The 20,659-nt window shown below is 71.7% G+C and carries 19 protein-coding genes, 1 other RNA gene and 1 pseudogene; 13 read left to right on the top strand and 8 right to left on the bottom strand.

Annotation, left to right across the window (positions count from 1 at the left end; translation table 11 throughout):
* The first annotated feature begins 18 nt into the window (after window positions 1-18).
* Window positions 19-915: an amidohydrolase family protein gene (locus CNO22_RS02970; protein WP_100497870.1), complete on the top strand. Its 897-nt coding sequence runs from the start codon at window positions 19-21 to the stop codon at window positions 913-915.
* A 31-nt stretch (window positions 916-946) separates the two neighbouring features.
* On the opposite strand, the gene CNO22_RS02965 is transcribed toward CNO22_RS02970, so the two are convergent.
* The gene (locus CNO22_RS02965) at window positions 947-1,267 is read right to left on the bottom strand and encodes a GYD domain-containing protein (RefSeq protein WP_100497869.1); all 321 of its coding nucleotides are present in this window, start codon (window positions 1,265-1,267) and stop codon (window positions 947-949) included.
* Here CNO22_RS02965 and CNO22_RS29925 point away from each other — a divergent pair.
* The 7 genes and pseudogenes from CNO22_RS29925 to CNO22_RS27425 form a co-directional block, all read left to right on the top strand.
* Window positions 1,172-1,678, top strand: a pseudogene (locus tag CNO22_RS29925) (protein-tyrosine phosphatase family protein); the annotation flags it as partial. The gene CNO22_RS02965 and the pseudogene CNO22_RS29925 overlap by 96 nt on opposite strands.
* 191 nt (window positions 1,679-1,869) lie before the next feature.
* Window positions 1,870-2,739: an SCO6745 family protein gene (locus CNO22_RS02955; protein ID WP_100497868.1), complete on the top strand. Its 870-nt coding sequence runs from the start codon at window positions 1,870-1,872 to the stop codon at window positions 2,737-2,739.
* Window positions 2,736-3,272, top strand: a complete 537-nt coding sequence (locus CNO22_RS02950; protein WP_100497867.1) for a carboxymuconolactone decarboxylase family protein — start codon at window positions 2,736-2,738, stop codon at window positions 3,270-3,272. Before CNO22_RS02955 ends, CNO22_RS02950 begins: the two co-directional genes overlap by 4 nt.
* Before the next feature lie 44 nt (window positions 3,273-3,316).
* Window positions 3,317-4,933: an SLC13 family permease gene (locus CNO22_RS02945; RefSeq protein ID WP_100497866.1), complete on the top strand. Its 1,617-nt coding sequence runs from the start codon at window positions 3,317-3,319 to the stop codon at window positions 4,931-4,933.
* 396 nt (window positions 4,934-5,329) lie between these two features.
* Complete coding sequence (locus CNO22_RS02940; protein ID WP_100497865.1) at window positions 5,330-6,469, top strand: magnesium and cobalt transport protein CorA; 1,140 nt, start codon at window positions 5,330-5,332, stop codon at window positions 6,467-6,469.
* 122 nt (window positions 6,470-6,591) lie between these two features.
* Window positions 6,592-6,968, top strand: a transfer-messenger RNA (tmRNA) gene (gene ssrA, locus CNO22_RS02935).
* A 186-nt stretch (window positions 6,969-7,154) separates the two neighbouring features.
* Window positions 7,155-7,325, top strand: coding sequence for a hypothetical protein (locus tag CNO22_RS27425; RefSeq protein ID WP_157936765.1), 171 nt, complete (start codon window positions 7,155-7,157; stop codon window positions 7,323-7,325).
* An 85-nt stretch (window positions 7,326-7,410) separates the two neighbouring features.
* On the opposite strand, the gene CNO22_RS02930 is transcribed toward CNO22_RS27425, so the two are convergent.
* The gene (locus tag CNO22_RS02930) at window positions 7,411-7,626 is read right to left on the bottom strand and encodes a hypothetical protein (RefSeq protein ID WP_100497864.1); all 216 of its coding nucleotides are present in this window, start codon (window positions 7,624-7,626) and stop codon (window positions 7,411-7,413) included.
* Window positions 7,627-8,104: 478 nt separating this feature from the next.
* On the opposite strand from CNO22_RS02930, the gene CNO22_RS02925 reads away from it, so the two are divergent.
* Window positions 8,105-9,871 (top strand): BCCT family transporter, encoded by a 1,767-nt coding sequence (locus CNO22_RS02925; protein WP_232806746.1) that lies wholly within the window; start codon window positions 8,105-8,107, stop codon window positions 9,869-9,871.
* 567 nt (window positions 9,872-10,438) lie between these two features.
* Here CNO22_RS02925 and CNO22_RS02920 read toward each other — a convergent pair.
* Both CNO22_RS02920 and CNO22_RS02915 read right to left on the bottom strand, forming a co-directional pair.
* Window positions 10,439-11,611, bottom strand: a complete 1,173-nt coding sequence (locus CNO22_RS02920; protein WP_100497862.1) for an NAD(P)/FAD-dependent oxidoreductase — start codon at window positions 11,609-11,611, stop codon at window positions 10,439-10,441.
* On the bottom strand, window positions 11,608-11,928 hold the full coding sequence (locus CNO22_RS02915; protein WP_100497861.1) for a bifunctional 3-phenylpropionate/cinnamic acid dioxygenase ferredoxin subunit: 321 nt from the start codon (window positions 11,926-11,928) through the stop codon (window positions 11,608-11,610). The genes CNO22_RS02920 and CNO22_RS02915 overlap by 4 nt, the downstream gene beginning before the upstream one ends.
* Before the next feature lie 130 nt (window positions 11,929-12,058).
* On the opposite strand from CNO22_RS02915, the gene CNO22_RS02910 reads away from it, so the two are divergent.
* Entirely contained in the window at window positions 12,059-12,850 is a 792-nt protein-coding gene (locus CNO22_RS02910; protein WP_100497860.1) for an IclR family transcriptional regulator, read from the top strand.
* 289 nt (window positions 12,851-13,139) lie between these two features.
* On the top strand, window positions 13,140-14,261 hold the full coding sequence (locus tag CNO22_RS02905; protein WP_100497859.1) for an aromatic ring-hydroxylating oxygenase subunit alpha: 1,122 nt from the start codon (window positions 13,140-13,142) through the stop codon (window positions 14,259-14,261).
* 99 nt (window positions 14,262-14,360) lie between these two features.
* On the opposite strand, the gene CNO22_RS02900 is transcribed toward CNO22_RS02905, so the two are convergent.
* The 4 genes from CNO22_RS02900 to CNO22_RS02885 form a co-directional block, all read right to left on the bottom strand.
* Window positions 14,361-15,278 (bottom strand): MBL fold metallo-hydrolase, encoded by a 918-nt coding sequence (locus CNO22_RS02900; protein ID WP_232806745.1) that lies wholly within the window; start codon window positions 15,276-15,278, stop codon window positions 14,361-14,363.
* Window positions 15,275-16,096, bottom strand: coding sequence for a methylenetetrahydrofolate reductase (locus tag CNO22_RS02895; protein WP_408609687.1), 822 nt, complete (start codon window positions 16,094-16,096; stop codon window positions 15,275-15,277). Before CNO22_RS02895 ends, CNO22_RS02900 begins: the two co-directional genes overlap by 4 nt.
* Before the next feature lie 100 nt (window positions 16,097-16,196).
* On the bottom strand, window positions 16,197-16,808 hold the full coding sequence (locus CNO22_RS02890) for an MBL fold metallo-hydrolase (protein ID WP_100497857.1): 612 nt from the start codon (window positions 16,806-16,808) through the stop codon (window positions 16,197-16,199).
* A complete protein-coding gene (locus CNO22_RS02885; protein ID WP_100497856.1) occupies window positions 16,805-17,896 on the bottom strand; it encodes an S-(hydroxymethyl)mycothiol dehydrogenase in 1,092 nt (363 codons plus the stop codon). The genes CNO22_RS02890 and CNO22_RS02885 overlap by 4 nt, the downstream gene beginning before the upstream one ends.
* 201 nt (window positions 17,897-18,097) lie before the next feature.
* Between CNO22_RS02885 and glyA the strand changes: the two genes are divergently transcribed.
* Window positions 18,098-19,426: a serine hydroxymethyltransferase gene (gene glyA, locus CNO22_RS02880; RefSeq protein ID WP_100497855.1), complete on the top strand. Its 1,329-nt coding sequence runs from the start codon at window positions 18,098-18,100 to the stop codon at window positions 19,424-19,426.
* Window positions 19,423-20,655, top strand: coding sequence for a sarcosine oxidase subunit beta family protein (locus tag CNO22_RS02875; RefSeq protein WP_100497854.1), 1,233 nt, complete (start codon window positions 19,423-19,425; stop codon window positions 20,653-20,655). The genes glyA and CNO22_RS02875 overlap by 4 nt, the downstream gene beginning before the upstream one ends.
* The last annotated feature ends 4 nt before the right edge of the window (window positions 20,656-20,659 follow it).

Raw genomic sequence — 20,659 nt, 5'->3', positions numbered from 1 at the left:
GGGCATGGTCACGCTCCGGTGACGGCGATCGAGGCCCCGGCCGACGACGCCGACGTCCCCCGGTACTGGCGCGAGCTGGGCCTGCCCGGGCTGGTCGACGTGCACGTGCACTTCCTCCCCGAGCGGGTGCAGGCCAAGGTGTGGGCCTACTTCGCCGCGGGCGAGCGGAACTACGGCGCGGCCTGGCCGGTGCAGTACCCGCTGCCGGAGGACGAACGGCTGGCGGTGCTCGACCGCCTCGGCGTCCGGGCGTTCCCCACGCTGCCCTACCCGCACAAGCCGGGCATGGCCGCCTGGCTCAACGACTGGTCGCACGGGTTCGCCGCCGCGCACCCGCAGGTGCTGCAGTCGGCGACCTTCTACCCCGAGCCGGAGGCCGCGGCCTACGTCGAGACGGCGCTGGCGGCCGGCGTGCGGGTGTTCAAGGTGCACGTCCAGGTGGGCGCCTTCGACCCGCGCGACCCGCTGCTGGACCCGGTGTGGGCGCGGCTGGAGGAGACCGGGACCCCCGTCGTCATCCACTGCGGCTCGGGTCCGCTGCGCGGCGAGCACACCGGGCCGGCGCCGATGACCGGCCTGCTCGAGCGGTACCCGCGGTTGCAGTTGGTCATCGCCCACCTGGGCATGCCCGAGTACGCGGCCTTCCTGGACCTGGCCGAGCGCTACGAGCGGGTGCACCTGGACACCACGATGTTCGCCACCGACTTCACCGAGCGGCTGATGCCCTTCGACCCGGCCCTGCGGCCGCGGCTGGGCGCGCTGCGGGACAAGGTGGTGCTCGGCAGCGACTTCCCCTCCATCCCGTACCCGTACGCCCACCAGCTGGCCGCGCTGCACCGGCTGGACCTGGGGGAGGAGTGGCTGCGCGCCGTGTTGTGGCACAACGGCGCGCGGCTGTTCGCGCTGGCGCCCTGACGGTCCCGCCGCTCCGCGCCCGGGGCGGACCTCAGTGCGGACCGGGGGCGTAGTCGGGGTTCAGGCTGGCGGCCCGGTCGACCTCTTCGGGCGTCAGCAGGACGACGGTCCGCACCCGCGCGACGCCGCCCCCGCTGATCGACAGCGTCAGCGCCGCGGCGGCCGCGGTGTCGGGCAGCTCGACGACCGCGTAGACGTCCTCGTCGCCGAGGGCGAAGTCGAAGCTCTCCAGCCGGCCCTCCAGGTCGAGGACGGCGTGCGCGAAGGCGCTGCGGCGGGCCGTGCCACCGGCGGCCATCACCGCCCGCGCGCCCTGCGCCTCGTACCGGGCGATGACCAGGAAGCGGGGCACGGGGCTCTCCTCTCGGCGGCCTGCGCCGATGCTGACGCCCGCCCGCACCGGTCGCAAGGGAGCCACGGGACCCGGTGGCCCGCCGTCCCTACGCTGCGCGGCGTGCGCTGGACCGACGACACCGGGCTGGTCGAGCTGCCCTCCGGCGTCCGGGTCCGCGGCCGCCGGCTGGGCGCTCCGGCGTCCCCGGCCGACCGGGCGGTGGTGCTCGGCGCCGGCCTGCTGCCGCCGTGGCCGGCGTGTCGGGTGCGCTGGCCGGACTTCCGGGTCCCGCTGGACCGCGCCGCCGCCCTCGCCGCGCTGGCCGAGGCGCTGGAGCACGCGCGGGCGGGGGAGCGGGTCGAGGTGGCCTGCCGCGGCGGGGTCGGCCGCACCGGCACCGCGCTGGCCGCGCTCGCCGTCCTCGACGGGCTGCCGGCCGCCGACGCCGTCCGGTGGGTGCGCGAGCGGTACCACCCGCGGGCGGTGGAGACGCCGTGGCAGCGCCGGTGGTTGCGCTCGCTCGGCCGGGACGCCGGCCCTCCCGGGCCCGGCCCCCCTGGAGGGTCCCGCCGCGAGCCTGCGAGTGGTGGGGGCAGGGGGGTCCTCTTAGGGTCCGGCGCATGGTCAGCGCCGATCAGCCCGCTCCCGACGTCGCCCGCGCGCACCGCGCCGTGGAGCCGCTGCACAACCACGTCTACTTCTCGCCCGAGCAGGACGAGTACCTCACCGCGGTCGGGCTGCGCCCCGGCCGGATGTGCTACTTCGCCGGCCGGGCGGCCGCGATGGGCGCGGTCGGGCCGGGCACCGTGACGGCCACCTTCGGCAACTTCGCCCCCACGCTCGTCGCCCGGCACGTGCCGCGCGCCTGGACCCTGGCCACCCCCGAGCAGGTGCTCGCCGCCCGGCTCGACGGGGCCCGCGCCTCGCTGACCCGGCTGCTCGGCGGCGCGGACGCCGCGGCCGCGCCCGAGGTGGCCGAGCTGGCCGGCCTGCTGCGCGAGGCCTGCGCCGCACTGACCCCGGAGGGTCGCCCGCTCTACGCCGCGCACGCCGACCAGCCGTGGCCCGACGAGCCGGTGCTGTCGCTGTGGCACGGGGCCACGCTGCTGCGCGAGCACCGCGGCGACGGGCACATCGCCTGCCTGCTGCGGTCGGGGATGACCGGTCTCGAGGCGCTGGTCACCCACACCTGGACCGGCCGCGGCTTCACCGAGGCCGCCGCCAAGGCGACCCGGGGGTGGAGCGACGAGGAGTGGGCCGCGACCTGCGAGCAGCTCACCGCGCGGGGTCTGCTCGCCGACGGCGGGCTGACCGACGAGGGTCGCCGGCTGCGCGCCGAGATCGAGGCCGGGACCGACGAGGTCTCCGCCGCGCCCTGGGTGCGCCTGGGTGCCGAGCGGACCGCCCGGGTGGTCGAGCTGGGCCGCGCGCTGTCGGCCCGGCTGGTCGCCAACGGCGCGTACCCGGCCGGCGTCCTCGCCGCCCGATGACCGGGGCACGCCTCCCGGAGTCCGGGGACGACGGGCCGACGGCGGAGCTGATGCGCGCCCGCCGAAGCGGCGAGCTCTCCGCGCTGGACCGGCTGCTGCTGCACAGCCCGCCGGTCGCCGAGGGCTGGAACGCGCTGCTCGGCGCGCTGCGCGGGGCGACGACGCTGCCGGCCGACCTGCGCGAGCTGGTGGTGCTGCGGGTGGCGGTGCTCAACGACGCCGACTTCGAGTGGGTCTCGCACGAGCCGATCGCCCGCCGCGCCGGGCTGGCCGAGCTGCAGCTGCAGGTGCTGCGCCGTCCCGACGCCGTCGGTGAGCCGGTGTGGACGCCGGTGCAGGCCGCCGTCCTCGCCTTCACCGACGCCTCGACGCGCGACGTCGTCGTCCCCGACGAGGTGTTCGTCGGAGTCCGGACGCACCTCGACGACCGGCAGGTCGTGGAGCTGACCGTGCTGGTGGGCGGCTACGCGATGGTGTCGCGCTTCCTCGTCGCGCTCGCCGTACCCCCGCCGGAGGGAGAGGTCGCCGGGTAGCCCCTACGCTCCCTATGGTCGGGGTCACAGACCGAGGAGGCGTCATGGCCATCACCGATCGGGGGCCCGGCTCCGGGGGACGCACGGACGTCGACGCCGCGTTCCGCGGCCACGCCACCTACCGCAGCCTGGGTGAGCAGCAGCTCAGCCCGGCGGAGGAGCGGTTCGAGAAGGGGCGCCGCACCGTCGGGTTGTTCCTCGCCCCGGCGGTGACGATCGTCTTCGCGCTGCTGCCGCTCGACCTGCCGCGCGACCAGCACCTGCTCGCCGCGGTGCTGCTCGGCGTCATCGTCCTGTGGATCACCGAGCCGGTGCCGATCCCGATCGGCGGGCTGATCGGGGTCGGCGCGATCGCCGTCCTCGGGGTCGTGTCGGGCGACGACGCCGTCGCCCCGCTCGGGTCGACGACGATCTTCACCTTCATCGGCGCCTTCATCCTGGCCCAGGCGATGCTCAAGCACGGGGTGGCCCGGCGGTTCGCCATGACGATCCTGTCGATGCGCTGGGTCGGCGGCTCGACCGCGCGGCTCGTCATCGCGTTCGGGCTGATCACCGCCCTGCTGTCGGCGTTCGTCTCCAACACCGCCACCGTCGCGATGCTGCTGCCCACCGGGATCGGCATCCTGTCGGTCATCGCCAAGCTGCTGCAGCACAAGGAGATGGTGGCGCCGGACTTCGACCCGCTGCGGCTGCGGGTGGGCGTCGCGCTGATGCTGATGCTGGCCTACGGCGCGAGCGTCGGCGGGCTGATCACCCCCGTCGGCAGCCCGCCCAACCTGATCGGCCGCGGGCTGATCGAGGAGGCGACGGGCGAGCGCATCGGCTTCCTCAGCTGGATGCTCATGGCCCTGCCCATCTGCGCCTTGATGTTCGTGGCGCTGGCCGCGGTCCTGCTGCTGCTCAACCGGCCGGAGATCAAGCGGATCGAGGGCGTGCACGAGTACGTGCAGCAGGAGCGCGAGGCGCTCGGCCCGATGTCCCGGGCGGAGAAGAACACGCTCATCGCCTTCGGGATCACGGTGGCGCTGTGGATCTTCCCCGGCGTCATCGCGCTGACCGCGGGCACCGACTCCGACCTCTACGCGGCGGTCGGCGACCGGCTGGACGAGGGCATCGTCGCCGTCCTCGGGGCGTCGCTGCTGTTCCTGCTGCCCACCGACTGGGGGCGTCGGGACTTCACCCTCAACTGGTCGGACGCGGCGAAGATCGACTGGGGCACGATCCTGCTGTTCGGCACCGGCATCATCTTCGGCTCGCTGCTGGCCGACACCGGGCTGGCCGAGACCATCGGCAACGGATCGGCGAACCTGCTGGGTCTGACGAACGTCTTCGCGATCACCATCTTCGCCGTCATCCTGGCGATCATCATCTCGGAGACGACGTCGAACACCGCCTCGGCGGCGGTGGTCGTGCCGATCGTCATCCCGGTGGCGGTGGCCGCGGGGGTCAACCCGTTCGTGCCGGCGCTCGCGGCCACCTTCGCGGCGTCCTTCGGCTTCATGCTGCCGGTGTCGACGCCGCAGAACGCGATCGTCTACGGCTCCGGCGTCGTGCCGATCACCAAGATGATCCGGTCGGGCATCTCCTTCGACGTCCTCGGCGCGATCCTCATCGTGCTGCTGCTGCCGCTGCTGATCGGCCTCGTGCTCTCCGTCGGCTGACAGCCGCGGGAGCATCGCAGTGAGCGCCGGCGAGCGAGGAGCGGACCGCGGCGCGGAAACGACCCATGGACGACGTCTGACCGTCGTGTGACGTTCACCCGGCCGGGGGAGCCGGGTGGACAGCGCGTGTAACGATGGACGACGGCCCATCGACCGGGCCGGCCCACGGACGACAGGAGGTGCTGCGCGTGCCCAGCGAACCGCCCAGTACCGGCACCGGGGCCGCACCGCCTGTTGAAGGACCCCGTCCTCCCCACCCTTCGTAGAAGGACCCCCTGCTCCCCACCGCTCGCGAGCTCGCGGCGGGGCCCTGCAGGGGGCCGGGACCGGGACGGGGCCACGGGGTGCGGACTCCCGACGAGTCCCCCCGCTCCAGCGTCTCCCCGGGAGTCCGCCGTGGTCGACCGCCGTCGTGCGTCCCTCACCGCCCTGTCCACCCTGGCCCGCCGGCCGCGTCCCGAGCTGACCCTCGCGCCCCCGCCGCAGCCCCCGGTCCCGGCCGTGCCGCAGCGGCAGTCGCTGATCGTCGACAACGCCGTCTACTCGTCGGGACGGCGGGTGGCGACGCCGGACAGCGTCGCCGAGAGCCACGAGTGGCTGGTCGAGGACCCCGACCGCCTGGTGTGGCTGGGCCTCTACCGGCCCGAGCCGGCCGAGCTCGGTGAGCTGGCCGAGCAGTACGACCTGCCCGAGCTGGCGGTCGAGGACGCGATCAAGGCCCACCAGCGGCCGAAGTTCGAGCGCTACGGCAGCACGCTGTTCGTCGTCCTCAAGGCAGCCCGGTACCTCGACGCGGCCGAGGAGGTGGAGTTCGGCGAGCTGCACCTGTTCCTCGGCCGCAACTTCGCCATCACCGTGCGGCACAGCGAGTCCCCGGACCTCTCCCGGGTGCGCCGGCGGCTGGAGAGCGAGCCGGCGCTGCTGGAGAAGGGCAGCGAGGCGGTGCTGTACGCGATTCTCGACGCCGTCGTCGACGGGTACTCGCCGGTGGTCGCGGGGCTGGCCACCGACATCGACGAGATCGAGACCGAGGTCTTCCGCGGGGACCCGGGCGTCTCGCGGCGCATCTACGAGCTCTCCCAGGAGGTGCTGGAGTTCCAGCGCGCCGCGCAGCCGCTCACCGGCATCCTCGCCGCGATCGCTGCGGGCTTCGACAAGTACGGCGTCGACGACGACCTGCGCAGCTACCTGCGTGACGTCGAGGACCACGTCGTCCAGGTCACCGAGCGGGTGGAGGCGTTCCGGCTGCAGCTGCGCGACATCCTCACCGTGAACGCCACGCTGGTGGCCCAGCGACAGAACGAGGAGATCCGCGAGCTCACCGAGGCCTCGATCGCGCAGGGCGAGGAGGTCAAGAAGATCTCCGCGTGGGCGGCCATCCTGTTCGCGCCGACGCTGGTCGGGACGGTGTACGGGATGAACTTCGAGGTCATGCCCGAGCTGGGCTGGGCGCTCGGCTACCCGTTCGCGCTGGTGCTGATGGCGGGGGTCAGCCTCACGCTGTACGCCGTCTTCAAGCGCCGCGACTGGATCTGAGGGAGGACCCCCCACCCCTCGCAGGCTCAGGGCGAGCCCCGGGACGGAACCGCGGCGGGGCCCGGGGTGGCGCGGGAACAACCCGTCGGTGGGTGCCGTTACCCTGTCTGCACAACTACACAGGGGGTGAATGGTCTCGACTGCGGTCGGATGACCAGGGGAAGCGAGCCGAGGAAGCCGACGATGAGCTCGTTAACCACGCGTCGGAAACAACACAAGCGCCGACTCCAGTCAGCGCGACTTCGCCCTCGCTGCCTGATAGCAGCGTAGGCGGGTCTGTCAGCCCGGGTTCGTCATCGGCCCGGATCCTGGCATCAGCTAGATGACTGACCGTGCGTGCCGGTCGCGGGCGCGCGCGGGACACCAAACAGCGACTGGGCCCGTCATCCCGTCTTGTTCGCGAGATCGGGAGGGTCGAGCAGAGACGCAGCGGACTGCGCTCGGAGAAGCCCTGGTGATGCGTCGTAGGACGCGGGTTCGATTCCCGCCACCTCCACCCCGGGGTCCTGGCGAAATGCCAGGCCCTCTGTTGGCGAAAAGCCGGGGACCCCCGCCGCTGTGGCGGGGGTCCCCGGCATTCGTCTAGCGCGTCAGCTACGTGTCGGTGAGCCCCTGTGGGCTCGCCTGACGCCAGTAGGCCCCCCCGCAGACAACTGCACGTCTCGTCCGAGCGCGCAGGCACAGCGTGCACTTCATCGGTCGTCAGTCGGCGCTGCTGGCCACACAACTTTGCGAGCGTGCCAGGTGCGGCCAGATCGGCCGGCCGCTGTTCCCCAACTCCGAGGACGCGGTGCTGGTCTACGGCCGCTCGATCACCGAGGCCCTCCTGCTCCGACCGCCGACTCGGCCGTTCTGAGCTCGGTCGCGGTGACGCTCCGGTGTCGGCCCTAGGCGCGCGCGTGCTTGGGACGTCTGGCCGCCCGCGTCACCAACCTCGCGGATCAGAACGTCCAGGCGTCGGGGACATGCGCTCCCTGAGTCCGCACGCCTTGCCCGGCCCTGCGCAGCCTGCCGGCTACCGGCACGCCGTCTGGTTTCATGTACGCGCCCGCAGCCAGCCGTGACTGCTCCACCCGGGGGACGTCATCGAGGTCGAGCGCCTCGGTGTCCTGCGCAACCCGACCGCCGGCAGTTGATGTCCGGGTGCTGCCGTGCATGATCGGCAGGCTGTCCGTCCGTCGTCGTGACCCGCGTTGGTGCTCGTTCGGCGGTCAAGGCTGAACGTGCCTGCAGCAGGCATCGGCGCCGACACCTTGGGCGCTTCCGGTGGCGCGCCATGACTGATTCCCCGCCCCGTGACCCTGACGTAACGCAGGGTCTCATCCGAGCGGGATGTGTAAGAAGTCACATCGCACTCTTGTCCCGGGATGCGCTATCTGGTTCCCTCCTGCGAAGCAGGTTTCAGATAACGCAACACGAGAGGGGAGTGTCATGGAGCAATCACGCGGCGAGCACGCCTCGTCCTCCCGCCCACCGAGCCAGTCCAACGGCGTTCGGACTGGTCCGACCTCTGTCGGTGGCACCGTCGGTGCGGGGGGTGAGCGCACCACCGCGGACGCCGCCGATGTGACCGTGACCGGAACCCACCCAGCCGTCGCAGAGCCGCCGCCCTGCGTGGCCGATCGCCACTGGGCCGTGGACCGGGTCCTTTTCGCCATCGCCGCGACCATGGCGCTGGGCTTCGTCGCCTGGGGCTTCGTCAGCCCCACCGGGCTGGGCACCGTGAGCGGTTCACTCCTCGGCTGGATCACCGGCAACCTCGGGTGGTTGTTCGTGCTCCTGGCGTCGGCCTTCGTGGTGTACGTCATCTGGCTGGCGGCAGGGAAGTACGGACGGATCCCGCTGGGGCGGGACGACGAGCGGCCGGAGTTCCGCACGGTCTCCTGGGTCGCGATGATGTTCAGCGCCGGCATGGGCATCGGGCTGATGTTCTACGGCGTCGCCGAGCCACTCTCGCACTACGTGTCCCCGCCGCCGCTCACGACCGAGGCCGAGTCGTCCCAGGCAATCCAGACGGCAATGGCGACCACGCTCTTCCACTGGACGCTGCACCCGTGGGCGATGTACGCCGTCGTCGGACTGGCCATCGCCTACGGCACCTTCCGGCGCGGCCGTCGCCAGCTGATCAGCTCCGCCTTCATCCCGCTCCTCGGTGAGCGGCGCGCGGCCGGGCCGGCCGGCCGGGTCATCGACGTCCTGGCCATCTTCGCCACGCTCTTCGGGTCCGCGGCCTCTCTCGGCCTGGGCGCCCTGCAGATCGGGAGCGGGGTCAAGATCCTCGGTTGGGCCGGCGACGTCGGGAACGGCGTCCTCGTCGCGATCATCGCGGTGCTGACCGCGGCCTTCGTCGCCTCGGCCGTCTCCGGCGTCGCCCGCGGCATCCAGTGGCTGTCCAACGTCAACATGGTCCTGGCCCTCGGCCTGGCGCTGTTCGTCTTCGTCCTCGGCCCGACGATCTTCATCCTCAACCTGATCCCGGACGCGGTCGGCAGCTACTTCTCCGACCTCGGGGAGATGGCTGCGCGCACGGAGGCCACCGGCGGAGACGCGATGGCCACCTGGTTGCGCGGGTGGACGGTCTTCTACTGGGCCTGGTGGATCAGCTGGACGCCGTTCGTCGGGTTGTTCATCGCCCGCATCAGCCGCGGCCGGACCATCCGGCAGTTCGTCACCGGTGTGCTCCTGGTGCCCAGCCTGGTCAGCCTGCTGTGGTTCGCCGTCTTCGGCGGGGCAGGCATCGCCGCCCAGCGGGATGGTCTCGACGTCGCGGGTCAGGGCACCACGGAGGGGCAGTTGTTCGCCGTCCTCCAGCAGTACCCCCTCGCCACCGTCGCCACCGTGGTCGTGATGCTGCTGGTCGGCATCTTCTTCGTGTCTGGTGCGGACGCGGCCTCGATCGTCATGGGCTCGCTCTCGCAGCGCGGCACCCTGGAGCCGAGCCGGGCGGTCGTCATCTTCTGGGGCGTCGTCATGGGCTCGGTCGCGGCGATCATGCTGTTGATCAGCGAGGACGGCGCGGCACTGACCGGGCTGCAGAACCTGACGATCATCGCGGCCCTGCCGTTCGCCCTCGTGATGGCCGCGATGGCCGTGAGTCTGGTCAAGGACCTCCGCCGCGATCCGATCGTCCTGCGCGGCAACTACGCCACCCTGGCGATCGAGAAGGCCGTCGTCGACGGCATCAGCCGCCACGGCGAAGACTTTGTCCTCGTCGTGGAGCAGACGCCCGACCCAGGGACGGACATCGAGGCCACGTCCCAGGCGAGCCCGGGGCTGAATCAGCGGTTGCAGGCCAGCCCGGACGGGAACTTCGTGTCCTCGGCGGGGCCCCCGCCGGTTCCCGCCCAGGATCAGCAGCCCACGGCGGAGGCGATCGGCCGGCCGATGGACCCCCGCCCCTAGGGGTACCGCCACCGCCAGGGGAGGGCCTCCCGGCGTCGGAACTCAGTTCCGCGCCGGGAGGCCCTTCGCCGTTCGAGGGATCGTGCTCGGCGCACGGCTGACCAGTGAGGTGGCGCGGTCGACGTCGCCGAGGGCGGTCGGGTGGCGACCCGGTGGTGCGCGCGCGGCTGCTCGCACGTGCCGTCGGACCTGGCCGATTCGACGCCAGCCCCGCCACAGCGGGGTTCTTGCCTGCCATCGCACTGAACGGAAGGGCGACGGTCCGCCTGGCGAGCGCTCGGGCGTGCACGGACGTATGCCTGATGGCGCCCGGCCGCCGCTCCGTCGCCGGCCATGTCATACCCAGCCGTAGCCGCGGCGGTCAGCTGGCGGCCGTTCAGTCGTGGTGTGCGACGGCGATCGGCGGCCGGGCGGGGGAGGCCGGCGCGGCGGGGCGCATGGACCGCAGCCCGGCGTCCACCCGTCGGGGACGGCCGGCACCACTGGAAGCGTGGCAACGACCCCAGAGGTCGGGCTGTGTGGCCCGACCTCTGGGGTCGTGGGATGTGGGCCGTGCCGGCCCGGTGGTCAGGACGGTGCCGGCACTGCGGAGCGGAGCTGTCGGCGCCACCGGGTGAACAGGCGGGGCTGGTTCATCCCCAGCACGGCGACCGGGACATCGTCGCGCTCGTAGACCACCAGGAAGCTCCGCTCGGCGCAGCTGCCCTCCACGACCCGTGCGACGTCATCCTCGCGGCGGGAGCCCGCGAACTGGATGCGGGCGCCGTACTGGTCGGACCAGAAGTAGGGGACCGAGGCCGGCACCGCGCCCTCGGCGCCCAACAGGGTGGCGACGGCGGTGGCCGGCTGCTCCAACGCGTGGGTCCAGTGCTCGATGCGGACGTGCCGTTCCGCGGAGACCGACCACGCCGCTGCGCAGTCGCCGACGGCAACCACACCGGGGATGTTGGTGACGCCGCGGGCGTCGGTGAGGACGCCGTTTCCCAGGGCCACGCCGGAGTCGGCCAACCACTCGATGTTCGGGATGGCGCCGATCCCCACGACGACCACGTCGGCGGGCAGGCGAGTGCCGTCGGTCAGCTCCACGGCCTCGACCCGGCCGGTGCCGACCAGCCCGGCGACCCCGCTGCCGGTCAGCAGGCGGGTGCCGTGGTCGGCGTGCAGCTCGGCGCACACCGCGCCCATCTCGGCGCCCAGGGGGCCGGCGAGCGGAACGGGCATGGCCTCGACGACAGTGACCTCGAGCCCGAGCTTTCGGGCCGTGGAGGCGACCTCCGCCCCGATGAAACCGGCGCCGATCACGACGAGACGGCTGGCGGAGGCCAGGTCCTCCCGGAGGGCGATCGCGTCGTCCAGGGAGCGCAGGACGTGCACACCGCCGAGTCCCTCGCTGCCGGGCAGGCGTCGGGCGCGGGCGCCCGTGGCGAGGACGACCCCGTCGGCCCGGACCTCGCTGCCGTCGCTCAGCAGCACCGAGCGGCTGACGCGGTCCAGGCCGACCGCGGTGGTGCCCAGCCGCCACTCGAGACCGAGTTCCTCGTCGTCGGGCGCGCCCAGGCCGATGTCGTCCAGCGAGGCCGTGCCGGCCAGGAACTCCTTGGACAGCGGCGGGCGGTCGTAGGGGGCGTGCACCTCGTCCCCGATGACCACGATGCGGCCGTCGAAGGACTGGTCCCGGAGCGCGCGGGCGGCCGAGAGGCCTGCCAGCGCCGCGCCGACCACGGCGATCGTGGGGCTCACGCGGCACCGTCCGCGGTGATCCCCGGCTGCACGTAGACCATGCCGTCCTGGACGACGACCCGGTGCGTGCGGACGGGCGTCTTGGCCGGTGGGCCGGACACCTTCCCGGTGCGCAGGTCGAAGCAGGAGGCGTGCAGGGGGCATTCCACGGAGCACCCGTCCAGCCAGCCGTCGGCCAGTGAGGCGTCCTGGTGGGTGCAGGTGTCGTCGATGGCGTAGAAGTCGCCGTCGACGTTGAAGACCGCGATGGGCTCTTCGGCCTCGATGCGGGTCGCCTCGCCGGGCGGCAGCGCGGTCGTGAGACAGACCGGGATCATGGGCGCTCCAGGCTTGTGAGTGTTGCGTGCACCGCAACCCTTTGCCGATAGCGCAACAGCATGTCTGAGTGCTCATGTGCCGTCAAGGGAGCCGGCCGCCTTGAGTCGGTGCGCCACCTACGCTGAGGACATGAGTGGGCCCCAGGGTGCGAACGGTGAGCGCGGCTCGGTCGCCGCGGTCCAGTCCGTGGACCGCGCGCTGAGCGTGCTTGAGATCCTGGCGGCCCACGGGGAGGCCGGCGTCACCGAGGTGGCCGCCGAGCTCGGCGTGCACAAGTCCACGGCCTTCCGCCTGGTCGCGGTGCTGGAGAGCAGGGGATTCGTCGAGCAGTTGGCCGATCGGGGCAAGTACCGGCTGGGCTTCGGGGTCGTGCGCCTGGCCGGCGCCGCTGCCGCACAGTTGGACATCGCCCAGGAGGGGCGGCCGATCTGCGAGGCGCTGGCCACCGACCTCGAGGAGACGGTGAACATCGCCATCCTCGACACCGACCGTGCCGTGAACGTCAGCCAGGTCCGGGGGCCGGCAGCGCTCAGCACGCACAACTGGGTCGGGCAGGGCACCCCCCTGCATGCCACGTCGAGCGGCAAGGTGCTGCTGGCCCACGCACCTGACGCCGTCCGCAAGGGGGTTCTGTCCCGGGACCTGCCACGGTTCACCCCTGCCACGATCAGCGACCCCGAGGCCCTGCGGGAGCATCTCGACCGCATCGTCGAGCGGGGCTGGGGTTCCACCGTGGAGGAGTTCGAGGTCGGACTCAACGCGGTCGCCGCGCCCGTGCGCGACGCGGCCGGTGCGGTGATCGCGGCCCTCAGCGTCTCCGGGCCGTCCTTCCGGATGGACCCGGAGGACTTCCCGAGGGTCGCCCGCCGGTTGACGGCCGGTGCTGACGAGCTGAGCCGACGGCTGGGTTTCTTCCGCTAGTCGCGCCCGCGGGTTGCTGTCCGCGGGCGTGCGCGGTGAGGCGCTGGGACGTCGCCTTGTGCGCCGCCCCCTGACCGCGCCCTGTCTGGAGCTGGCTCATAGTCGCGTGCCGAGTTGCTGTCGCATGTCCGACGAGAAGTTGTTGCGCTATGCGCGACGATCTCTGTAATGTGCAACACATCGGTCGTCCGGATGTGTCCTGGCGGAGGACGACCGTGGTGTGCCGCAGACCCGCGCTATCCGACTCCCGGCGTCCCCAGAATCGCCCGACGGAACCCCGAGGTGCCGTATGACCACCACTGACCTGCCCGCGAGCCTCATCTCCACGCTGCCGGGCCAGTACTACACCGACCCGGCCATCTTCTCGCTGGAGCAGTCCCACGTCTTCGAGAACATGTGGTTCTGCGCCGTGCGGTCGAGTGATCTCCCGACGCCCGGCTCGTTCAAGAAGGTTCAGGTGGGGAGGGAGAGCGTCCTCGTCGTCCGCAGCCGGGACGGACAGCTGCGGTCGTTCCTCAACATCTGCCGGCACCGCGGAGCGCAGATCTGCACCGACGACTCGGGACAGGTGAAGCGGGCCTTCCAGTGCCCCTACCACGCGTGGACCTACGACCTCGACGGCAAGCTCGTCGCGGCTCCGAACCTGACCAAGATGCCCGACATCGACCGAGTCGAGTACGGCCTGGTGCCGGTGGCGTTGCGCGAGTGGCTCGGCTACGCGTGGGTGTGCCTGTCGAAGGAGCCCCCGTCCTTCGAGGACGACGTCGTCGGGGCTGTCGTCGAGCGCCTTGGTGACGTGGAGTCGATCGACCACTATCAGCTCGACTCGCTGAAGGTGGGGCGCCGCATCACCTACGACGTCAAGGCCAACTGGAAGCTCATCATCGAGAACTTCATGGAGTGCTACCACTGCGCGACGATCCACCCGGAGCTGACCGAGGTGCTCCCCGAGTTCGCCGACGGCTACGCCGCGCAGTACTTCGTCGGGCACGGCGCCGAGTTCGGGGACGACGTCAAGGGCTTCACCGTCGACGGCAGCGAGGGTTTCGACAAGCTGCCCGGCGTCGACGACGACCACGACCGGCGCTACTACGCCATCACTGTTCGGCCGACCGTCTTCATCAACCTGGTGCCGGACCACGTGATCTTCCACCGCATGTTCCCGGTCTCGGTGGACCGGACGATCGTGGAGTGCGACTGGCTGTACTCGCACGAGGTCGTCGAATCGGGCAAGGACGTCACTCGGTCGGTCGAGCTGTTCCACCGGGTCAACGAGCAGGACTTCGAGGCTTGCGAGCGGACCCAGCCGGCCATGTCCTCACGTGCGTACGCAAAGGGCGGTGTGCTGGTGCCCTCTGAGCACCACATCGGCGCCTTCCACGAGTGGCTGACGCAGCGCCTGGCGCACTGAGACCGATCCCAGCACGGTCGAGTGGCGGGGCCGGGAGGACGACGTCCTCCCGGCCCCGCAGCATGCCTCCTGCACTCCGGCGCGACCGGACCGGGCGCGTCACACGGCCAGGTAGCCGTCGCCGGTGGCAACGACCCTGCCGTGGCGCTCCAGTCGTTCCAGGTGGAGGAGGGCCGTCCGGCGTTCGACCGCCTCGGTGAACAGCAGCTGGACGTGCGGCCGGTACACGAGCCGGTGTGCGACGACGTCCTTCAGCGTCCGTGGCTGCCGAAGCAGCTGCAGCAGCGTCTCGTCCCGGCGGTCGATCACCGCGGCGAAGCGGTCCAAGGCGTCGAGGAACGCCTGCCGGTCGTCGAGTACGCCGACGTGGTGGGAGGTCCCGTACCAGCGGGCGTCCATGCCGCGGAGTCGTTCGATCGACGCGACGAAGGCATCGAGGCTGCTGGACAGGTCGCCGTAGTAGGGGCCGAAGGACGTGAGGTCGACGTCTCCGAGGAAGAGGAACCCGTCCGGCTCGACGAGCAGGCCGCAGTGTCCGGCGGTGTGCCCCGGCAGGTGGACGACAGTCACCGACCGCCGGCCGAGGTCGAGCACCGCGCCGTCGTCCACGGTGTCCACCGGCCCGTGACCGCGCACGTGAAAGGTCTCGCGCACCTGGTGTCGGAAGACGGCTGCGTCGGCATCAGCCATGCCGAACGCGGACACGAGCGCTTCGGGGTCGCGGACGGCGGTGGCCTCCGCGGGGTGGACGACGACCGGCACCTCCGGGAACAGGTGGAGCCCCGCGACGTGGTCCTCGTGGGCGTGGGTGACGGCGATGAGCTCGACAGGGACGTCCACACCGCCTCGCCGGTCGACCTCGAGTGAGGGGTCGACGAGGACGTTCGCCTCCGTCCCGCGGATGAGCAGGGAGTTGCCGGACGGATAGCGGCCGCCGCCGGGTGAGGTGAGGAGCGTGACGCCCCCGTACTGCATGTCGGGCCCGCGCCTGCCGTCCTTCTGACGGGCCCGCGTCACCCCGGCACTGCGTCGGACAGGCGTTCCAGCCACTCCTGCCGCCACGCCTCCGTCCGTGCCACCTCGTTGAACGTGAACAGGTGGAACCCCTGCAGGTTCTGCTCGGGATGCCCGAGGGCAGGTGCGAGGCGGTCGATGAGCCGGTCCGGCCGGTATCCGTGGGGCAGGAAGAAGCGCCAGAACAGGCTGTGCTGCTTCGCGAGGAAGCGAGCCGACTGACCCAGCCCAATACCGGCCGAGATCCGGACGAGCTTCTGGCGCGTCACGGCGCCGGGGAGCCCGATCCGGATCGGCAGGTCGACGCCCCGCAGCTTCACCTGCCGCGCCCAGGCCCTCGTCGTCGCGGGGTGGAAGCACAGCTGGGTGATGATGTGGGTCGCGTGCGGGGCCTTCCGCTCGAGGGCGCATTCGATCAGCTCTGCGCTGAGGTGCCCGTGGCCTTCGGGGTAGCCGCCGATCCCCACGTGGCGGAAGTGGTGACCGCCGGCGTCCAGGGCTTCGAGCAGGGACAGCGCGTCGGGAAAGGACCCCGCGGGCTCAGGGGCATCGCCCCCGATGACGAACACGCTGTCCACGTCCGCAGCGCGCAGGCGGGCCACGATGTCGGCCAGCTGGGCCTTGTCCCGGACCAGGCGGGCGGCCAAGTGGGGCGAGGTTACGAACCCGTGACCCGACAACCGCTCGGCCAGCTCGAGGGTGGGCGTCAAGCCCTTGGCCTCCGTCACCGTCACGGTGAGTGGCACGGTCCGGGGGACGTGCTCGACGACCGACTCCTCGGCGCCCCGCAGCGGCAGGACCTCGTAGCTGGCATCTCGCAGCGCCCGCTCCAGCGCGACGCGGGATCGCCGCCGCGTCGCCCGGCCGTCGTCCGTGGGCGGAGACCCTGTTCTCGTCGGCGCACGGGTCCCGCCTGGCATCTCACCGGACACGGCCCACCTCCGCGGCGACGGTCGTGTCGTCACCGTGGCCGGTCTTGACGACCGTGTCGCCGGGCAGGGTCAGCAGACACGAGCGGATGGAGTTGAGGATGGTCGGTCTGTCGCTGTAGGACCGTCCGGTGGCGCCGGGGCCACCGCAGAACAGGGTGTCCCCGGTGAAGACGGTGTTCAGGTCACGTGCGTAGAGCGAGGTGCTGCCGGGGCTGTGGCCCGGGGTGTGCATCGAGAGGAGGGACGTCCCGGCCACGTGGAAGGGGGTGCAGTGGCCGAGGGGCTGGTCGGGCAACGCCTCCGGATGGACGCTCTCCCAGAGCATGAGGTCGGCGGCGTTGAGCCAGATCGGCGCCCCGGTGGCCTCGCGGAGGTCGACGGCGGCGGTGATGTGGTCGTTGTGCCCGTGGGTCAGCACGATGGCGGTCACCCGCCGCCCGCCGATGGCCTCGACGATCGGTTCGGGGCGGTGAGGTGCGTCGATGACGAGCACCTCGTCATCGTCCCCTACCAGCCAGACGTTGTTGTCGACGTCGAAGTCCTGCCCGTCGAGGCTGAAGATCCCGTTGACGACGGTCTTCTCGATTCGCGCCGTGCTCACTTGTCCAACACCACGACGCTGCGCAGCACCTCGCCCTGGCGCAGGTTGTCGAATGCCTCCTCGACGTCGTCCAGGCCGATGGCCTCGGTGACGAACTGGTCGAGCGGGAAGCGGCCCTGCCGGTAGAGGTCCACGAGCATCGGGAAGTCGCGGGAGGGCAGGCAGTCGCCGTACCAGGAGGACTTGATCGCTCCGCCGCGGCCGAAGACCTCGATCAACGGCAGGGTGATGGTCATGTCCGGGGTGGGGACGCCGACGAGCACGACCCGGCCGGCCAGGTCGCGGGCGTAGAAGGCCTGCTCGAACACCGCCGGATGGCCGACCGCGTCGATCGCCACGTCCACGCCGAAGCCGTTCGTGTGGCCCTTGATCGCCTCCACCGCGTCGGTGTCCTTCGAGTTGACCGTGTGGGTGGCGCCCATCTTCCTGGCCCATTCCAGCTTCCGGTCGTCGATGTCGACGGCGATGATCGTGGTCGCGCCGGCCAGCTTCGCGCCGGCGATCGCGGCGTCCCCCACGCCGCCGCAGCCGAACACCGCCACCGACTCGCCGCGGCGCACGCCGCCGGTGTTGATCGCCGCGCCCACCCCGGCCATCACGCCGCAGCCGAGCAGGCCCGCGGCGGTGGCCGGGGCGGCCGGGTCGACCTTGGTGCACTGGCCCGAGTGGACCAGCGTCTTCTCCACGAACGCACCGATCCCCAGCGCCGCCGACAGCTCGGTGCCGTCGGCCAGGGTCATCTTCTGCGCGGCGTTGTGGGTGTTGAAGCAGTACTGCAGCTCGCCCTTGAGGCAGGCGCGGCACTGGCCGCACACCGCCCGCCAGTTGAGGATCACGTAGTCGCCCACCTGCACGTTCGTGACGCCCTGCCCGACCGCGGAGACCACGCCGGCGGCCTCGTGGCCCAGCAGGAAGGGGAACTCGTCGTTGATGTTGCCCTCGCGGTAGTGCAGGTCGGTGGCGCAGACCCCGCAGGCCTGCACGTCGACGACGGCCTCCCCGGGGCCGGGGTCGGGGACGACGATCGTCTCGACGGTGACCGGGGCTCCCTTGCTGCGGGCGACGACGCCCTTCACCTCGTAGGCCATGGCGGTGGATCTCCTCTCGGGGGATGTGCGGACGGGGCGCGGTGGTCGCTCCCCTGGGTGGGGTGGGTTCCGACTGCGGTGGAAAGCGGCGGTACATCGCTTCCGCCGCACCCCCTTGACCCCGCCCGTCACCCACCCTACGGTGTTGCACGACTGATATACCAGTCCTTGGCTCTATCTCATGACAGAAGGGACCGCGGCATGGTCGTCCAGGTTGAAGGAGCTCTGCCGGCCACGGCGGTTCTGGACCGCGTGCTCGACCGATCGCTGGCCGACACCGACCCGGAGGTCTCCGAGGCGATCTCCGCCGAGCTGACCCGGCAGCAGACCACGCTGGAGATGATCGCCAGCGAGAACTTTGCCCCGGTCGCGGTGATGCAGGCCCAGGGGTCGGTGCTGACCAACAAGTACGCCGAGGGCTATCCGGGCCGGCGGTACTACGGCGGCTGCGAGCACGTCGACGTGATCGAGCAGCTGGCCATCGACCGGCTCAAGGCGCTGTTCGGCGCGGAGTACGCCAACGTGCAGCCGCACTCGGGTGCGCAGGCCAACGCCGCGGCGATGTCCGCGCTGCTGGAGCCCGGCGACACGATCCTGGGGCTGGACCTGGCCCACGGCGGCCACCTCACCCACGGGATGAAGCTGAACTTCTCCGGCAAGCTCTACGACGTCGCGGCTTACCACGTGCGCTCCGACGACCATCTCGTGGACATGGCCGAGGTCGAGCGGGTCGCCCATGAGCGGCGGCCCAAGCTCATCGTCGCGGGCTGGTCGGCATACCCGCGGCATCTGGACTTCGCCGAGTTCCGGCGGATCGCCGACGAGGTCGGGGCCTACCTGATGGTCGACATGGCCCACTTCGCGGGGCTGGTGGCCGCCGGGCTGCACCCGTCACCCGTCCCGCACGCGCACGTGGTCACCTCGACCACCCACAAGACGCTCGGCGGTCCGCGTGGCGGCGTCATCCTTGCCACGGGGGACCTGGCCAAGAAGTTCAACTCCTCGGTCTTCCCCGGTCAGCAGGGCGGCCCGCTCGAGCACGTGATCGCCGCCAAGGCCGTCGCCTTCAAACTGGCCGGCGAGCCGGCCTTCCGCGAGCGCCAGGAGCGCACGCTCGCCGGCGCGCGGCTGCTGGCCGAGCGGCTCCTGGCCCCCGACTCCCGCGAGGCCGGCATCAACGTGGTCAGCGGCGGTACCGACGTCCACCTCGTCCTGGTGGACCTGCGCGAGTCGGAGCTGGACGGCCGGCAGGCCGAGGACCGGCTGCACGCGATCGGCATCACCGTCAACCGCAACGCGGTGCCCTTCGACCCCCGCCCGCCGATGGTCAGCTCCGGGGTCCGCATCGGCACCCCCGCGCTGGCGGCGCGCGGCTTCGACCTCGACGACTTCGCCGAGGTGGCCGACGTGATCGCCGCTGCGCTGCGGCCCTCGGTGGGCGAGGGGCAACTCGCCGAGCTCCGCACGCGGGTGACCCGGCTGGCCGACCGCCATCCCCTCTACCCCGACCTGACGGAGGTCCCCCGATGAGCCCCCGCACCCCCGGCGCGGACCTGCCGGAGCACCCAGACTTCCTGTGGCGGAGCCCGGAGCCGAAGCGCTCCTACGACGTGGTGCTCGTGGGCGGCGGCGGGCACGGCCTCGCCACCGCGCACTACCTGGCGAAGAACCACGGCATCACCAACGTCGCCGTCCTGGAGAAGGGCTGGCTGGCCGGCGGCAACATGGCCCGCAACACCACGATCATCCGGTCCAACTACCTGTGGGACGAGAGCTCGGCCATCTACGAGCACGCGCTGAAGCTGTGGGAGGGACTCGAGGAGGACCTCGGCTACCCCATCCTGTTCAGCCAGCGCGGCGTGCTCAACCTCGCCCACACCCTGCAGGACGTCCGCGACAGCGTGCGCCGGGTCGAGGCCAACAAGCTCAACGGCATCGACGCGGAGTGGCTGGAGCCGGACGAGGTCCGCAAGATCTGCCCGGTCGTCAACACGTCGGCTGACATCCGCTATCCGGTACTGGGAGCGACGTACCAGCCGCGCGCAGGCATCGCGAAGCACGACTACGTGGCCTGGGGCTTCGCCCGCCGGGCCGACGAGGCCGGCATCGATCTCATCCAGGACTGCGCGGTCACCGGGTTCGCCACCGACGGCAACCGGGTCACCGGGGTGCACACCACCCGCGGCACCATCGCCGCCGGCAAGGTCGCCCTCTGCGCGGCCGGCCACACCTCGGTGCTCACCGACATGCTCGGCATCCGCGTGCCGGTGCAGAGCCACCCGCTGCAGGCGCTGGTCTCCGAGCTGCTCGAGCCGGTGCACCCCACGGTAGTCATGTCCAACGCCGTGCACGTGTACGTCTCCCAGGCGCACAAGGGCGAGCTGGTCATGGGCGCCGGCGTCGACTCCTACAACGGCTACGGGCAGCGCGGCGCCTTCCACATCATCGAGCGTCAGATGGCCGCCGCCGTCGAACTCTTCCCGGTGTTCGCGCGGGCGCACCTGCTGCGCACCTGGGGCGGCATCGTCGACGTCAGCCCCGACGCCTCACCGATCGTCGGGCGGACTCCCTACGACAACCTCTACCTCAACTGCGGCTGGGGCACCGGCGGGTTCAAGGCCACGCCCGGCATCGGCTCGGCCCTCGCGCACACCATCGCCCACGACGAACCCCACCCGTACGTGGCGCCGTTCAGCCTCGACCGATTCGTCACCGGAGCGCTCGTCGACGAGCACGGCGCGGCCGCCGTGGCCCACTGACCCA

Origin of the sequence: Geodermatophilus chilensis (assembly GCF_002802985.1) — a bacterium.
In the GTDB taxonomy this organism is placed as follows: domain Bacteria; phylum Actinomycetota; class Actinomycetes; order Mycobacteriales; family Geodermatophilaceae; genus Geodermatophilus; species Geodermatophilus chilensis.
Note: the sequence above shows the minus strand (reverse complement) of the source record. Positions and strands in the feature narration are given on the sequence as shown.

Bases quoted from the DNA above. Each gene is read 5' to 3' on its own strand.
- CNO22_RS02955 (WP_100497868.1), top strand. From the start codon at position 1,870: ATGGTCAGCGCCGATCAGCCCGCTCCCGACGTCGCCCGCGCGCACCGC.
- CNO22_RS02950 (WP_100497867.1), top strand. From the start codon at position 2,736: ATGACCGGGGCACGCCTCCCGGAGTCCGGGGACGACGGGCCGACGGCG.
- CNO22_RS02945 (WP_100497866.1), top strand. From the start codon at position 3,317: ATGGCCATCACCGATCGGGGGCCCGGCTCCGGGGGACGCACGGACGTC.
- CNO22_RS02930 (WP_100497864.1), bottom strand. From the start codon at position 7,626: ATGCACGGCAGCACCCGGACATCAACTGCCGGCGGTCGGGTTGCGCAG.
- CNO22_RS02915 (WP_100497861.1), bottom strand. From the start codon at position 11,928: ATGATCCCGGTCTGTCTCACGACCGCGCTGCCGCCCGGCGAGGCGACC.
- CNO22_RS02910 (WP_100497860.1), top strand. From the start codon at position 12,059: ATGAGTGGGCCCCAGGGTGCGAACGGTGAGCGCGGCTCGGTCGCCGCG.
- CNO22_RS02905 (WP_100497859.1), top strand. From the start codon at position 13,140: ATGACCACCACTGACCTGCCCGCGAGCCTCATCTCCACGCTGCCGGGC.
- CNO22_RS02885 (WP_100497856.1), bottom strand. From the start codon at position 17,896: ATGGCCTACGAGGTGAAGGGCGTCGTCGCCCGCAGCAAGGGAGCCCCG.
- glyA (WP_100497855.1), top strand. From the start codon at position 18,098: ATGGTCGTCCAGGTTGAAGGAGCTCTGCCGGCCACGGCGGTTCTGGAC.
- CNO22_RS02875 (WP_100497854.1), top strand. From the start codon at position 19,423: ATGAGCCCCCGCACCCCCGGCGCGGACCTGCCGGAGCACCCAGACTTC.